Genomic DNA, 13,942 nt, shown 5'->3' with positions numbered 1-13,942 from the left:
AGGGCGACGCGTTGTTTCAGGCAGCACGCGTTATCGTTGACGACCATCGCGAGCAGGCTCGCACAGGGTGATTTTTGCCATGCCTGGCCCTTTGTGGGAGCGAGCTTGCTCGCGATGAGGCCGATCGGATCAAGCCGAGCCAAACATCTCGACCACCGGCATCTGGCGTTTCATCAACACCTTGCCGCCGCGGATCGAGTACAGCGGCAGTCCCTGGCTGCGGATCACTTCGTAGTCACTGTCGGCCGAGAGGATCAGCAGGTTGGCTGGCCGCCCCGGTTCCAGCCCGTAGCGGTCGCCCAGGGCCATGGCCTTGGCGCTGTTGTCGGTCACCAGGTCCAGCGAGCTTTGCAGGTTGCGGTAGCCGAGCATGTGGCAGATGTGCAGACCGGCTTCCAGGACCCGCAAGATGTTGCCATTGCCCAGTGGGTACCACGGGTCGACGATCGAGTCCTGGCCAAAACACACGTTCATGCCGGCTTCGAGCAACTCGTTGACCCGGGTCACGCCCCGGCGTTTCGGGAAATTGTCGAAGCGCCCTTGCAAGTGAATGCTCTCGGTCGGGCAGGAGACAAAACTGATCCCCGAGTGCCCCAGCAGGCGAAACAGCTTGGCGCAGTAGGCGTTGTCGTAGGAGCCCATGGCCGTGGTGTGGCTGGCGGTCACCCGCGCACCCATGTCGCGGCTGCGGGCTTCTTCGGCCAGCACTTCGAGAAAGCGCGAGTGCGGGTCGTCGGTTTCGTCGCAATGCACGTCTACCAGGCAGCCGGTGCGCTCGGCCAGGTCCATCAGGAATTTCACCGAGCTGACGCCCTGGTCGCGGGTGTATTCAAAATGCGGAATGCCCCCCACCACGTCGGCGCCCAGGCGAATCGCTTCCTCCATCAGCTCGCGGCCATTGCGGTAGGACTCGATGCCTTCCTGGGGGAAGGCGACGATCTGCAGGTCGATCAGGTGCCGGCTCTCTTCGCGCACTTCGAGCATGGCCTTGAGCGCGGTCAGTTGCGGGTCGGTGACATCGACGTGGGTGCGCACATGCTGGATGCCATGGGCGGCGAGGGCGTCAATGGTCTTTTTCGCCCGGGTCTTGGTGTCTTCCTGGGTAATGGTCGCCTTGCGCTCGCCCCAGCATTCGATGCCTTCGAACAGCGTGCCGCTCATGTTCCAGCGCGGCTCACCGGCGGTCAGCGTGGCGTCGAGGTGAATGTGCGGCTCGACGAAAGGCGGCACCACCAGGTTGCCACCCGCGTCGAGGTCGTCGGGGCCCAGGGTCGGTGCCTCGGTCTGGCGGGCGATCCCGCTGATCAGGCCGTTTTCCAGGTGCAGCTCATGCAGGCCTTCACGGTTGCGCAGGCGGGCGTTGATGATGTGCATCAGGCGAATCCCTTTATAGATCTGGTAGTGCTGCGCTGGAGGTACGGGTCCCCAGGACGCAGGTCAATGCCACATACGTTAGCGCGGCAGCGCCGATCCCTACCAGCGGCGCGACCCACGGCGAGCCGAACGCGGCGACGGTGCCGACTGCATAGGCGCCGAGTCCGGCCCAGTTGAAGGCCGGCAGCCGGGCATCGGCCAGGCGCGGATAGTGGCCACGATAACGGTAGAAGAAGTCCGCCATGATCACTCCACCAATCGGCGGAATCACCGTGCCCAACAGGATCAGGTAAGGCACCAGCATGTCGTACATGCCCAGCAGCGCCAGCAGAGTGCCGATCACGGCGCCGGCCAGGGTCACGGTTTTGCGCCGCCGGGTGCGCAACAGGTTGCAGCCGGCCACGGCGAAGTTGTAGATGGTGTTGTCCTGGGTGCTCCAGATGTTGAGCAGCAGCATGGCCATCGCAGCGATGGCGAACCCTTGCAACAGCAGGACCTCGACCACATCCGGTTGCTGATAGACGATGGCCCCATAGGCACCGATCAGGACCATCAGGCCGTTGCCAAGGAAAAACCCGATCAGACTCGCCAGCACCGCGACCCGGGCGGAACGGGAAAAGCGGGTCCAGTTGGTGGCCTGGGTCGCACCGCTGACAAAGGTGCCGAACACCAGGGTGATGGCGGTCGACCAGTCCATGTGGCTGCTCGGCACCACTGCCAGCAGCGCGTCGAGGCCACCGATCTGCAGCGTGGAAACCCACATCGACAGCATCAGCAGCAGCATCATCGCCGGCACCGCGATGTAGGAGAGGATTTCCAGGCCGCGATAGCCGACATAGGCCGTGGCGCAGAACACCAGGCCGAACAGCACCATCAGCCCCAGCACCGTACCGTCGCTCAACTGCAAATATTTGCCCAGCACCACGGCAGCCGTGGCCGTGCCCCAGGCATACCAGCCAATCTGGGTGAAACCGAGGATCAGGTCGCTGAGCTTGCTGCCCAGTTCACCAAAGCAGAAACGTCCCATCAGCACCGAGTTGAGGCCGCTCTTGAAGGCGATGTAGCCCAGGCCTGCGGCATACATGCCCAGCAGCAGGTTGCCGAGGACAATCACCGTCATCATTTCGGCAAAACTGAATGCCACCCCGAGTTTGCCGCCGGCAAACATGGTCGCGGTAAAAAAAGTGAAGCCCAGCAGCACCATGGCCGTCGACATCAGGCCCTTGCGGGCATGCATCGGCACTTCACTGAGAGGGTAGTCGTTGCCCGGATCGTTCTGCGTCATGTGGCGTTCCTTGCGAGAGAGGAGGACGCGGGGGTGTTGCAGTGCTCATGCCAAAGCCGGTGATGGCCCTATTACTTATAGTCGAGCGCGGGTATTTGGCCCAAGACGGGCTCGAAAGCGGTGCACCTGACCAAACACCGGACCCAAGTGGGAGCGAGTTTTCAGTCACAAGGAGCGCCAAACTACAGGCATAAAAAAACCACCGGGGACGGTGGTTTTTTCGACTGCCTGGCTCACTCGCCGCGATAGATGCAACCGCTGGTGCAGGTCTCGTGGATGCGTATTGCACTGAGTTCCGGCAGCAGCGGCTTGAGTTCATTCCAGATGAACTTGGCCAGTACTTCACTGGTCGGGTTTTCCAGGCCAGGGATGTCGTTCAGGTAGTTGTGGTCCAGGCGCTCGTACAGCGGCTTGAAGATCGCCTTGATTTCCGAGAAGTCACGGATCCAGCCAGTGTGCGGGTCGAGGTCACCGCTCAGGTGGATCGCCACTTTGAACGAGTGGCCGTGCAGGCGCCCGCATTTGTGGCCGTCCGGAACGTGGGGCAGGCGGTGGGCGGACTCGAAGGTGAATTCTTTGAAAATTTCCACAGTGGTTTGAGCTCTGTCAGGTGGCTATCGCCCGCGGCGATGGGGCAGGCCGCGAGTTTAACAGCTTGAAATAACGCTTGCGGGAAAACACTGACTAAAGGGTCAGCAAGTGCTCGCCCAGGCGGCCGTTGGCGGCCAGTTCGAGGAACTCGTCGCCCAGGCGCTGGCTTTCCTGCATGGTGGTGCGCCAGTATTTCTGGCGGCCGGGGGCATCATCCATGAATCGCTTGAAGTCGTTGCGGTCCGGGAGTTTGCCGTAGGGCAGGCGGGCCAGGTAGTCCTTGGACGGTGCCAGCAACAGTACATCCTGCAAGCGCTGGGGGCAGGCGCGACGCCAGGGCAGGGTCTTGTCGAACCAGCCAGGAATTACCCGGTCGGTAAAGTGCGGATAAAGCACGATGTCGTCGCCGCTGTAGGGCAAATCGAGGTGGTAGTCCAGCAGGCCACCGTCGCGAAAGGTCCCGGCTCCGGCCCCCGGCAGGTCACGCACGCCCTCCATGACCATCGGGATCGAACCCGACGCGAGCAAGGCCTGGCGCAAGTTGCCGGCATTCAACGCGACATAACGCGAAGGGAAGTCGTGCAGGGCATTGAGCGGCGGCGCGAGGCGCGGATCATGGATGATCAGCCGTTCGAAATGTCGCGACAAGCGTGCGCGTCCCCGCAGGTTATCGGCGATCACCGACGACAGCCCCAGGCCAAGGCGGCCGCGGTGATCGTCCGCCAGCAGGCCGTGGCTCCTGACCACCATGATGTTCAAACGGTAATGGGGGTTGTCGAGGATCCGCGCATCGCGGCCATCGAGCAGTTCATCGAGCATGCGCCGCGAGCTCTGGCTGATCTGCGCCATGCTTACGCCTTTGCTGAAATGCTGTTCGGTGTAGAGCTGGCCCAGGCGCTGGATACCTTCGGCGGCGTCCGGCAAGCAAGCACTGGCGAAGCGCCAGGAACCCACCGAGGCGCCAATCAGCGAGCGCTCACGGGGCGCGGCCGGCAACCACTCGCCGAACAGCGCCAGGTCCAGGCCCTGGATGCCCAGGGCTTTGGGCCCGCCGGCGGCACCGGGCAGCGTGCCCACTTGCATCGCGTTCAGGCCCTGTTGCCGAATCCGCGTGAAAGCCCGCGGTCCGGCCTTGAGGGTCAGGGCCGGGAATTTGATATGGATAGCGCTCATACAGCTCTCGCTTAGTGCAGCCAGGCTTGCGGGACATCCTGGGGACGCCATCGCCGGCAAGCCGCGCTCCTGCTGGGTTGGTGTACGTCGTCCATCAATGATGGCGATTCAGTTTGAATTAAGTTGCTGCCGTTAGTCTGGGCCCATACCGATCTGGAGACCGCCCATGAAAACCCTGACCACCCTGTTCACCGTCAGCCTGATCGCCCTGACGGCCAGCCTGGCCCACGCCCGTGACTTGGGACCGGATGAGGCCCTGAGATTGCGTGACGCTGGTACCATTGTGTCTTTCGAGAAGCTCAATGCCAGCGCACTGGCCAAACACCCCGGCGCGACCATCACTGAAACCGAACTGGAAGAAGAGTACGGCAAGTACATCTACCAGATCGAGTTGCGTGATCAACAAGGCATACAGTGGGACCTGGAATTGGACGCTGTCAGCGGGCAGCTACTCAAGGATCATCAGGATACGTAATGAAGGTTAATCTGCGCGCTTATGGGCTTGGTGCCCTGGCGCTACTGGCGGTCTGCTCACTGGCAGTGGCCCGCGATCTCGATCAGGACGAAGCACTGCGCCTGCGCCAGCAAGGGGTGATCCTGCCGCTGGAGCAACTGCTGCAGCAGGCGCTGGACCGCTACCCTGGCGCCAAGCTCCTGGAAGCGGAGCTGGAAGAGAAGCATGACGTCTACATTTATGAAGTCGAACTGCTGACCCCGCAGGGCGTGGTGCGTGAGCTGGACCTGGACGCCAGGACCGGCCGTTTACTCAAAGACAAGGAAGATTGATCGATGCGTTTGCTTCTGGTGGAAGACCACGTGCCGCTGGCCGACGAGTTGTTGGCCGGACTCAATCGCCAGGGTTACGCGGTGGACTGGCTGGCCGATGGACGCGATGCCGTGTACCAGGGCAGCAGCGAGCCCTATGACCTGATCGTCCTCGACCTCGGCTTGCCGGGCCTGCCGGGTCTGGAAGTGCTCAGCCAATGGCGCGCGGGTGGCCTGGCCACGCCGGTGCTGGTGCTGACCGCGCGCGACTCCTGGGCCGAACGCATCGAGGGGCTCAAGGCGGGCGCCGACGACTACCTGACTAAACCTTTTCACCCCGAAGAGCTGCACCTGCGGATTCAGGCGCTGCTGCGCCGTTCCCACGGCCAGGCCAATCAGCCGACGCTCAAGTCCGCCGGCCTGCACCTGGACGAGGGCCGGCAGTGCGTGGTTCGCGATGGCGCCGATATCCAGTTGACCGCCGCCGAATTCCGCCTGTTGCGCTACTTCATGCTGCACCCGCAGCAGATCCTGTCCAAAAGCCACCTGGCCGAACACCTCTACGACGGTGAAACCGAGCGCGACTCCAATGTCCTCGAAGTCCACGTCAACCACCTGCGGCGCAAGCTGGGGCGCAGCGTGATCGAAACCCGTCGAGGCCAGGGCTACCTGTTCGGTGGGCAGGCGCAGTGAGGTCGATCCAGCGGCGCTTGAGCCTGGGCCTGATCAGCGTGTTGCTGATCGTCGGCCTGGTGCTGGTGCAGACCAGCCTGTGGTTGTTCGAACAGGGGCTGCAACGTTACCTCGAAGCGGGCCTGCGCAACGACAGTGAAAACCTGCTGGTGGCCCTGGTGCGCGGCCCGCAAGGCGTGCAATTGGACGAGCGTCGCCTGTCGCCGGCCTATCAGCGGCCATTCTCCGGGCATTATTTCCGCATCGACTTTGCCGACACCCACTGGCGTTCGCGTTCGTTGTGGGACCAGGAACTGCCGTTGCTCGAGCAGCCGGGCCTGCACAGCAACCTGCAATTAGGGCCTGAGGGTCAACAGCTGCTGGTGTTGCGTTCGGACTACCGGCGCCTGGGCCAGTCGATCTCCATCAGCGTGGCCCAGGACTACACCCCGGTGCAGGAGAGCTTCCGGCGCATGCGTCAGATCGGCCTCGGCCTCGGCCTGGCCTGCCTGCTGCTGATTCTGCTGTTGCAGCGGATCACCGTGCGCCGCGCCCTGCGCCCGCTGGAAAGCGCGCGCGAGCAGATCGCCCAGTTGCAACAGGGGCAACGCTCGCAACTGGACGCCCAGGTCCCCGAAGAACTGGAACCCCTGGTGGCGCAGATCAACCATCTGCTGGCGCACACCGAAGACAGCCTCAAGCGCTCGCGCAATGCCCTGGGCAACCTCGGCCATGCGCTGAAGACCCCGTTGGCGGTGTTGCTGAGCCTGGCTTCCAGCGACAAGCTGGATGCCCATCCCGAGCTGCGTAAAGTCCTGCAAACGCAACTGGAGCAGGTGCAGCAGCGCCTGAACCGTGAACTGAACCGTGCGCGACTGGCCGGTGACGCCTTGCCCGGCGCGTTGTTTGATTGCGATGCCGAGCTGCCGGGGTTACTGGCTACCTTGAACATGATTCACGGCGAACACCTGGACCTCAGTTACGTCGCGCCGGCCGGTCTGCACCTGCCGTGGGATCGCGAGGACTTGCTGGAATTGCTCGGCAACTTGCTGGACAACGCCTGCAAATGGGCCGACGCCGAGGTGCGCCTGAGCGTGGCGCTGGCGCCAGAGGGCTTTGTGCTGGCGGTCGAAGACGATGGCCCGGGGATTCCCGAAGCCCAGCGCGACCAGGTATTCAGCCGCGGTACGCGCCTGGATGAACAGACCAACGGGCATGGCCTGGGCTTGGGTATCGTGCGCGATATCGTCGAGGCGTGGGGCGGGATATTGCGCTTGGAAGAAAGCCAGTGGGGCGGATTGCGGGTAGTGATCGAGTTACCCAGGATCTGATAGCCGATCAGGCCAGTGGGGCGTGTCTGCTCGCCCCACTGGCGCTGGATTACACCCGGAACTGATCCATCAGGCTCTGCTGCTGGTTTGCCAGAGTGTTGAGCGACTGGCTGACCCGGGCCGATTCATTGGCCTGGCCCGACAGTGACTCGGTCACGTCGCGGATGGTTGCCACGTTGTTATTGATCTCTTCGGCCACCGCGCTCTGTTCTTCGGCGGCACTGGCAATCTGCAGGTTCATGTCGGTAATCACCGTCACCGCGTCGCCGATCTGGCGCAGTGCGGTCACGGCCTGGCCAACCTGCTCGACGCTGCCCTGGGCTTGGCGGTGGCTGTTGCCCATGGCGCCGACCACTTGCTGGGTGCCGCTTTGCAGTTGCTCGATCACCTGGCGGGTTTCCTCCACCGACTCTTGCGTGCGGCGGGCGAGGTTGCGCACCTCGTCGGCCACCACCGCAAAACCGCGCCCGGCTTCCCCGGCGCGCGCGGCCTCAATGGCGGCGTTGAGCGCCAGCAGGTTGGTCTGCTCGGCGATGGCGCGAATCACTTCCAGCACCGAACCGATTTTCTCGCTGTTGGCCGCCAGGCCTTCGACCTGGACCATGGCCGTGCTCATGTCGGCGGCCAGGCTGTCGATGCTGGCGGTGGTGCGGTCGATCACGGTCAGGCCCTGGCGGGTTGCCTGGTCCGCGTCGCGCGCCGCTTGTGCCGCCTGCGCTGCACTGCGGGCGACGTCCTGGGCGGTGGCGCTCATTTCGTGGGAGGCGGTGGCCACCTGATCGACCTGGCGATACTGCTGCTCCATCCCGGCGCTGGTCTGGGTGGCGATGGCCGAGGACTGGTCGGCGGTGCTGCGGGCGTCCTGCACCGAACGTTTGACCTCGGCGATGATCGGTTGCAGCTTGTCGAGGAAGCGGTTGAACCAGCCGGCCAGTTGCCCGAGTTCGTCCTGCTTGTCGTAGGCCAGGCGCCGGGTCAAGTCGCCTTCGCCGCTGGCGATGTCTTCGAGCATCTGGGCCACGCCGAGAATCGGCCGGGTCACGCTGCGGGCCATCAGCCACACCAGCAGCAGGCCGATGACCGCGGCTATCAGGCCCAGGCCCAACTCGATCAGGGTGCCGGTGGTGTTGGTGGCGTCGAGTTCGGCCTGCAGGGCCTGTGCCGGGCCGACCACGACCTGTTGCGGCACGTCGAGCAACACCCCCCAGGCCTTGCCGCCGGGAATCGGTTCGAACGGCGAGAGCACCTTGAGTTGCTGCTGGCTACGCAGGCTCTGGGTCTGGTTACTGGTGCCCAGCATGCGCAGCAGTTCGCTGCCGTCCTGGTCCACCGTGCCCAGGCGCTGACTGAGTTTGCTGGCGTCCGGGCTGTAGCCGGCGAGCAGGCCGACGGGGCTCAGGATGCTGACGCTCGTCTGGCCGTCGTAGAGTTCGCGGCTCGCCTGCTGGCTGACGGCCTGCAGGCTGTTGAGGTTGATGTCCACCGACAGCGAGGCGATGACTTTGCCATCCGCCAGCAAGGGGAAGACGATGCTGGTCATCAGCACGTTCTGGCCATCGATCACATAGAAGTAGGGTTCGATCACGCAGGGCTTGAGGGTTGCGCGCGGGCAAGTGAACCAGGCATTGGCCGGTTCGCCGCTGGGGCCGGTGCTAGTGTCGGCCATGTCGCTTTCAGGCAGCGCCATTGAGTTCAACTTGCCGGCGGTCGGCTGCGACCAGTACAGGGCAAAGCGGCCCTTGTCGTTGCTGCCCAGTTCTTCCTGGCCGGCAAACAACTCGTCCTTGCCATCCAGGGCGTTGGCTTCGAACACCAGCGACAGCCCGAGTAGTTGCGGGTTGGCCTGCAGCGCCGACTTGACCTGGCGGGTCAGGTCTTCGCGCAGGTCGAAGGCGTCGAGGAAACGTTTCTCGGCCTGTTCGCGCAGGAACAGTACCTGGCGCGAGAAGCCATGGCCATATTGATAGGCGTCCATGAACTGCTGGCGAATCCCCAGCGCCTGGACTTCGCCCTGGGCTTCGATGCGCGACTGGGCCGCTTCATTGAGCATGCTCATGCTCGACGCCTTGACCAGTTCGGAACTGTGCTCCATGCGATACAGCGACAGGCCCACCAGCAAGGTCACGATGCCGGCCAGGCACAGCCCGGCCAGCAGGGTGATTTTCCATTGAATCGACAGCTGTCTGAGTGACATGGAGGCGCCCTTAATCGATAAATATCCAAGACCTGGACCTGTAACGGCCTCGTCAGCGCTTTCTTGAGTCCTGTACCAACTGCCGCGTAGTTTTTGACAAGCGCGGCGGGCTGCGGCACAGTGCGCGCCCTCTAATAAAACCTCTATTCCATCCGGTGTCGGCCCTTGCAGCTGGCAGGCCGGACTCATCCCGTTTGCGCCGCGTTCGGCGGCGACTGTGCCTTGAGGTAACGATGATTAATGCAGTAATTGCCGCGGTCGGCATCATGCTGGTACTCAGCCTGTCCCGCGTGCATGTGGTGATCGCGCTGATCATTGGCGCCCTGGTGGGTGGCCTGACCGGCGGCCTGGGTATGCAAGCGACGCTCAAGGCCTTCAACAGTGGCCTGGGCGGCGGCGCGACCGTGGCGTTGTCCTACGCCTTGCTCGGCGCCTTTGCGGTGGCGATTGCCAAGTCTGGCCTGGCCCATGCCCTGGCAGACAAGGCCCTGGCCCTGGTGGATCGGCAGGACGCCAATGGCGGCGGCCAGGTCAAGTGGTTACTGATCGGTTTGCTCTGGGTGGTGGCAATCGCCTCGCAGAACATCCTGCCGATTCACATTGCCTTTATCCCGCTGCTGGTGCCGCCGCTGCTGTATGTGCTGACCAAGTTGCAACTGGATCGCCGCTTGATCGCCTGCGTCATGACCTTCGGCTTGATCACGCCGTACATGTTCCTGCCGGTGGGCTTCGGCAATATCTTCCTTAATGAGATTCTGCTGGCCAACGTGGCCAAGAGCGGCGTCGACATCAGTGGCGTCAACGTCACCCACGCCATGGGTATTCCGGCGTTGGGCATGGTGTTCGGGTTGTTGCTGGCGTTTGTCAGCTACCGCAAGAAACGCGTGTATGACCTGGAGAAAATCGAGCGGGTCGAGCAGGTGGCAGTCCAGTACAACCCGCTGACCTTGATGGTGGCAGGGCTGGCGATTGCCGCCGCCTTCATCATCCAGTTGCTGCTGGATTCGATGATTATCGGCGCTTTGGCCGGGTTCCTGATTTTCTCGGTATCGGGTGTGGTGCGCTGGCGCGAGACCGACGATCTGTTCACCGAAGGCATGAAGATGATGGCGATGATTGGTTTCATCATGATCGCCGCCTCCGGGTTCGCCGAGGTCATGAAGGCCACCGGCGAGGTGCAGACCCTGGTTGAGACGTCGGCGGCGTGGATCGGCCACAGCAAGGGCGTCGGTGCGTTGCTGATGCTGCTGGTCGGGCTGCTGGTGACCATGGGCATCGGCTCGTCCTTTTCCACGGTGCCGATCCTGGCGGCGATCTTTGTGCCGCTGTGCGTGCAACTGGGCTTCAGTCCGTTGGCCATCGTCTGCATCGTCGGCACCGCCGGCGCCTTGGGTGACGCCGGTTCACCAGCCTCGGACTCGACCCTGGGCCCAACCTCGGGCCTGAACATCGACGGCCAGCATCACCATATCTGGGACACCGTGGTCCCGACGTTCCTGCACTACAACCTGCCGTTGCTGGCGTTTGGCTGGGTGGCGGCGATGGTGTTGTAACCCGGCAGTCAAGCTTGTTGCAGGGGCGGGCCGGGGGGCGCTCCGGTTGCTCGCGAAAAACCTGAGAGCGCCGCGTTTATTCAGGAAACACGCGTTATCGTTGACGTCTATCGCGAGCAGGCCGCAAGCGGGCACCCGCTCCTACAGGGGCTTGGGTGTGTGCCTAGAGGGATTGTGTAGGCGCGAGGGCCACGATCAGCCCTTGTTCACGTCTCGCATCAACAGCCCATATTGCAAGTCCACCGCATCCGGAATCGGCAGGTAGACGATGTGGCCGTCCCCCGGTGCCACTTCCAGCGGCTCGCCCTTGGCGTTCTGCAACTGCTGCAGGTCGAAGTGGAAATTGCCTTTGGGGGTCATCAGCTCCATGTGGTCGCCCAGGGCAAAGCGGTTTTTCACCTTGACCTCGGCCAGGCGTTCACGGCGCTCGCCGGTCAGCTCGCCGACGAACTGCTGGCGGTCGCAGACCGAACTGCCGTTCTGGTAGTTCTGGTATTCGTCGTGGACGTGACGGCGCAGGAAACCCTCGGTGTAGCCGCGCTGGGCCAGGGATTCCAGGTCAGTCATCAGGCTGCGGTCGAACGGACGGCCGGCCACGGCGTCGTCGATCGCACGGCGGTAGACCTGGGTGGTGCGTGCGCAATAGAAGTGCGACTTGGTCCGGCCTTCGATCTTCAGCGAATGCACGCCCATGTGCGTCAGACGCTCCACGTGCTGCACGGCGCGCAGGTCCTTGGCGTTCATGATGTAGGTGCCGTGCTCATCTTCAAAGGCCGGCAGCAGTTCGTCCGGGCGATTGGCTTCCTGCAACAGGAACACCTGGTCGGTCGGAGTGCCGAGGCCCAGGGTCGGTTGCGGCGCAAACTGCTGGACGATCTGGCCCACGTGGTTTTCCGTCGCCGGCTGGGCTGCGTACTTCCAGCGGCAGGCGTTGGTGCAGGAACCCTGGTTGGCATCGCGCTTGTTCATGTAGCCCGACAGCAGGCAGCGCCCGGAATAGGCCATGCACAATGCGCCGTGGACAAACACTTCCAGCTCCATGGCCGGTACCTGCTGGCGGATCTCGGCGATTTCCTCCAGGGATAACTCGCGCGAGAGGATGATCCGGCTCAGCCCTTGCTGTTGCCAGAACTCGACACTGGCCCAGTTGACGGTATTGGCTTGCACCGAGAGGTGGATCGGCATCTGCGGGAAATGCCGGCGCACCAGCATGATCAAGCCCGGGTCGGACATGATCAGCGCGTCCGGGGCCATGGCAATCACCGGTTCGAGGTCCTTGAGAAAGGTCTTGAGCTTGGCGTTGTGCGGGGCGATGTTGATCACCACGTAAAAGCGCTTGCCCTGGGCCTGGGCCTCGCTGATCCCGAGGGCCAGGTTGGCGTGATCGAACTCATTGTTGCGCACCCGCAGGCTGTAGCGCGGCTGGCCGGCATACACCGCATCGGCACCATAGGCGAAGGCATAACGCATGTTTTTCAGGGTGCCGGCAGGGGCAAGCAGTTCGGGCGTGGCGAGAGTCATGGCAGCGTCGATCGCAAAAGGGCGCGAGGGTAGGGCAGGTGCGCCGGACGTTTATTGATCTGGATCTATGCTCGCTGAAGAAATCACGGCACTCGCGCGTTGCGTGGCTGACTAACCTGTAAGGCGCAGTCGGCGTTTTTCAGACATGGATCGGACATGAACCACTCCTCGATACAGAACAAATCACTGATGGTCCTGCTGGTCCTGGTCACCCTGGCGTTTATCTGGATTCTCCTGCCGTTCTACGGTGCGGTGTTCTGGGCGGTGATCCTGGGCATCGTGTTTGCCCCGTTGCAGCATCGGCTGCAATTGAAGTTTGGCTGGCAACGCAACCTGGTCTCGCTGTTTACCCTCAGCGTGTGCCTGGTGATCGCGATCTTGCCGGTGATCATCATCAGCGCCTTGCTGGTGCAGGAGGGAGCCACGCTCTACAAGAACATCGAGAGCGGCGAACTGGACATTGCCGGCTATCTGGCGCAGTTCAAACACAGCCTGCCGCCGTACTTCCAGCACCTGCTGGATCGTTTCGGCATGGGCGACTTGAGTGGCTTGCGGGAAAAAATCGTCAAGGGGGCGATGCAGGGCAGCGAGTTTTTTGCCACCCAGGCGTTCAGCTTCGGTCAGGGCACGTTCGAGTTTCTGGTGAGTTTTTTCATCATGCTGTACCTGCTGTTCTTCTTTTTACGCGACGGTCCGGAGCTGGCGCGCAAGCTGCGCACGGCGGTGCCTTTGGAAGAGCATCAAAAACGCCGCCTGCAGCTCAAGTTCAACCGCGTGGTGCGGGCCACGGTCAAGGGCAACCTGCTGGTGGCCGTCACGCAGGGCGCGCTGGGTGGGCTGATCTTCTGGTTCCTGGACATTCCCAGTGCGCTGCTCTGGGCGGTGTTGATGGCGTTTCTGTCGCTGTTGCCGGCGGTGGGGGCGGGGATTGTCTGGGCGCCCGTCGCAGCCTGGTTCCTGCTCAGTGGTGCGGTCTGGCAGGGGGTGGTCCTGGGGTTGTACGGGGTGTTCGTGATCGGCCTGGTGGATAACGTGTTGCGCCCGATCCTGGTAGGCAAGGACACCAAGATGCCGGATTACCTGATCCTGATCTCGACCCTGGGCGGCCTGGCGGTTTTCGGGCTCAATGGTTTTGTCATTGGTCCGTTGATCGCCGCACTGTTCATCTCCAGCTGGGCGCTGTACGTCGAAACCAAGCCGCGGGTGCAGTTGCCTTAAGCGCTCAGGGTAAAACTGCCGATGCGTTGCGACAGGGCCTGGGCGGCGGGCAGCGAGGTCAGCGGGCCACTGATGGCCTCGCCGTCCTGCACCACATACCAACAGGCGAGCAATCCCAGCTCTCTGAGGGGCGCGGGGACGGCGCTACCAATCACGGACATGATCTGAACCTTGGGCATAAGTACCTCCATCAATCGATGGAGCTACCTTACCGGCGCGCTGATTCCTGGGACAATCAACGCGCTCGATAGTGGACATTGACGTC

13 protein-coding genes and 1 pseudogene are annotated in these 13,942 nt (G+C 62.9%); 6 read left to right on the top strand and 8 right to left on the bottom strand.

Translation table 11 applies throughout. The features are described 5' to 3' along the window. Positions 1-129: 129 nt before the first annotated feature. The 4 genes from codA to ACIOVD_RS06200 form a co-directional block, all read right to left on the bottom strand. Positions 130-1,374, bottom strand: a complete 1,245-nt coding sequence (codA, locus tag ACIOVD_RS06215) for a cytosine deaminase (protein ID WP_401126658.1) — start codon at positions 1,372-1,374, stop codon at positions 130-132. Positions 1,375-1,387: 13 nt separating this feature from the next. Then, positions 1,388-2,659 (bottom strand): cytosine permease, encoded by a 1,272-nt coding sequence (codB, locus tag ACIOVD_RS06210; RefSeq protein WP_320333976.1) that lies wholly within the window; start codon positions 2,657-2,659, stop codon positions 1,388-1,390. A gap of 233 nt (positions 2,660-2,892) precedes the next feature. Further along, positions 2,893-3,249 carry a 6-carboxytetrahydropterin synthase QueD gene (gene queD / locus ACIOVD_RS06205; protein ID WP_007955941.1) on the bottom strand — a complete coding sequence of 119 codons (357 nt, stop codon included), beginning with the start codon at positions 3,247-3,249 and terminating at the stop codon, positions 2,893-2,895. Positions 3,250-3,343: 94 nt separating this feature from the next. After that, positions 3,344-4,423 (bottom strand): patatin-like phospholipase family protein, encoded by a 1,080-nt coding sequence (locus ACIOVD_RS06200; RefSeq protein ID WP_401126656.1) that lies wholly within the window; start codon positions 4,421-4,423, stop codon positions 3,344-3,346. Positions 4,424-4,589: 166 nt separating this feature from the next. Here ACIOVD_RS06200 and ACIOVD_RS06195 point away from each other — a divergent pair, with 166 nt between their 5' ends. The 4 genes from ACIOVD_RS06195 to ACIOVD_RS06180 are packed head-to-tail and all read left to right on the top strand — an operon-like array spanning position 4,590 to position 7,191. Beyond that, entirely contained in the window at positions 4,590-4,898 is a 309-nt protein-coding gene (locus ACIOVD_RS06195; protein WP_401126655.1) for a PepSY domain-containing protein, read from the top strand. Continuing rightward, on the top strand, positions 4,898-5,209 hold the full coding sequence (locus ACIOVD_RS06190) for a PepSY domain-containing protein (protein ID WP_095167754.1): 312 nt from the start codon (positions 4,898-4,900) through the stop codon (positions 5,207-5,209). The genes ACIOVD_RS06195 and ACIOVD_RS06190 overlap by 1 nt, the downstream gene beginning before the upstream one ends. 3 nt (positions 5,210-5,212) lie before the next feature. Continuing rightward, a complete protein-coding gene (locus tag ACIOVD_RS06185) occupies positions 5,213-5,881 on the top strand; it encodes a response regulator transcription factor (RefSeq protein ID WP_095167756.1) in 669 nt (222 codons plus the stop codon). Then, on the top strand, positions 5,878-7,191 hold the full coding sequence (locus ACIOVD_RS06180; RefSeq protein ID WP_401126652.1) for a sensor histidine kinase: 1,314 nt from the start codon (positions 5,878-5,880) through the stop codon (positions 7,189-7,191). The genes ACIOVD_RS06185 and ACIOVD_RS06180 overlap by 4 nt, the downstream gene beginning before the upstream one ends. 49 nt (positions 7,192-7,240) lie before the next feature. Here the strand turns inward: ACIOVD_RS06180 and ACIOVD_RS06175 are convergent, their stop codons facing one another. Together ACIOVD_RS06175 and ACIOVD_RS06170 are read right to left on the bottom strand one after the other, a co-directional pair. After that, positions 7,241-7,996 (bottom strand): methyl-accepting chemotaxis protein, encoded by a 756-nt coding sequence (locus ACIOVD_RS06175; protein WP_371917584.1) that lies wholly within the window; start codon positions 7,994-7,996, stop codon positions 7,241-7,243. Between the two features lie 102 nt (positions 7,997-8,098). After that, positions 8,099-8,245 (bottom strand): annotated as a pseudogene (locus ACIOVD_RS06170) (HAMP domain-containing protein); the annotation flags it as partial. A gap of 1,376 nt (positions 8,246-9,621) precedes the next feature. Between ACIOVD_RS06170 and ACIOVD_RS06165 the strand changes: the two are divergent. Next, positions 9,622-10,938 carry a Na+/H+ antiporter family protein gene (locus tag ACIOVD_RS06165; RefSeq protein ID WP_162530224.1) on the top strand — a complete coding sequence of 439 codons (1,317 nt, stop codon included), beginning with the start codon at positions 9,622-9,624 and terminating at the stop codon, positions 10,936-10,938. A gap of 195 nt (positions 10,939-11,133) precedes the next feature. Here ACIOVD_RS06165 and yegQ read toward each other — a convergent pair whose 3' ends face one another. Continuing rightward, positions 11,134-12,459: a tRNA 5-hydroxyuridine modification protein YegQ gene (gene yegQ / locus ACIOVD_RS06160; RefSeq protein WP_159994571.1), complete on the bottom strand. Its 1,326-nt coding sequence runs from the start codon at positions 12,457-12,459 to the stop codon at positions 11,134-11,136. Positions 12,460-12,615: 156 nt separating this feature from the next. On the opposite strand from yegQ, the gene ACIOVD_RS06155 reads away from it, so the two are divergent. Then, complete coding sequence (locus tag ACIOVD_RS06155; protein WP_159994573.1) at positions 12,616-13,677, top strand: AI-2E family transporter; 1,062 nt, start codon at positions 12,616-12,618, stop codon at positions 13,675-13,677. Here ACIOVD_RS06155 and ACIOVD_RS06150 read toward each other — a convergent pair. Further along, complete coding sequence (locus ACIOVD_RS06150) at positions 13,674-13,856, bottom strand: hypothetical protein (protein WP_095167766.1); 183 nt, start codon at positions 13,854-13,856, stop codon at positions 13,674-13,676. The two genes, ACIOVD_RS06155 and ACIOVD_RS06150, sit on opposite strands and share 4 nt — an antisense overlap. Positions 13,857-13,942: the final 86 nt, after the last annotated feature.

The sequence above is a fragment of the Pseudomonas sp. NPDC087626 genome (genome assembly GCF_044743405.1).
GTDB lineage: Bacteria > Pseudomonadota > Gammaproteobacteria > Pseudomonadales > Pseudomonadaceae > Aquipseudomonas.
The sequence above is the reverse complement of the archived record's forward strand: the minus strand, read 5'-3'. Positions and strand labels throughout refer to the sequence as shown.

Excerpts from the sequence above, each read along its gene's own strand:
- codA (WP_401126658.1), bottom strand. The coding sequence starts at position 1,374 with ATGCACATCATCAACGCCCGCCTGCGCAACCGTGAAGGCCTGCATGAG.
- codB (WP_320333976.1), bottom strand. The coding sequence starts at position 2,659 with ATGACGCAGAACGATCCGGGCAACGACTACCCTCTCAGTGAAGTGCCG.
- ACIOVD_RS06200 (WP_401126656.1), bottom strand. The coding sequence starts at position 4,423 with ATGAGCGCTATCCATATCAAATTCCCGGCCCTGACCCTCAAGGCCGGA.
- ACIOVD_RS06195 (WP_401126655.1), top strand. The coding sequence starts at position 4,590 with ATGAAAACCCTGACCACCCTGTTCACCGTCAGCCTGATCGCCCTGACG.
- ACIOVD_RS06190 (WP_095167754.1), top strand. The coding sequence starts at position 4,898 with ATGAAGGTTAATCTGCGCGCTTATGGGCTTGGTGCCCTGGCGCTACTG.
- ACIOVD_RS06185 (WP_095167756.1), top strand. The coding sequence starts at position 5,213 with ATGCGTTTGCTTCTGGTGGAAGACCACGTGCCGCTGGCCGACGAGTTG.
- ACIOVD_RS06175 (WP_371917584.1), bottom strand. The coding sequence starts at position 7,996 with ATGGAGCAGCAGTATCGCCAGGTCGATCAGGTGGCCACCGCCTCCCAC.
- yegQ (WP_159994571.1), bottom strand. The coding sequence starts at position 12,459 with ATGACTCTCGCCACGCCCGAACTGCTTGCCCCTGCCGGCACCCTGAAA.
- ACIOVD_RS06155 (WP_159994573.1), top strand. The coding sequence starts at position 12,616 with ATGAACCACTCCTCGATACAGAACAAATCACTGATGGTCCTGCTGGTC.
- ACIOVD_RS06150 (WP_095167766.1), bottom strand. The coding sequence starts at position 13,856 with ATGCCCAAGGTTCAGATCATGTCCGTGATTGGTAGCGCCGTCCCCGCG.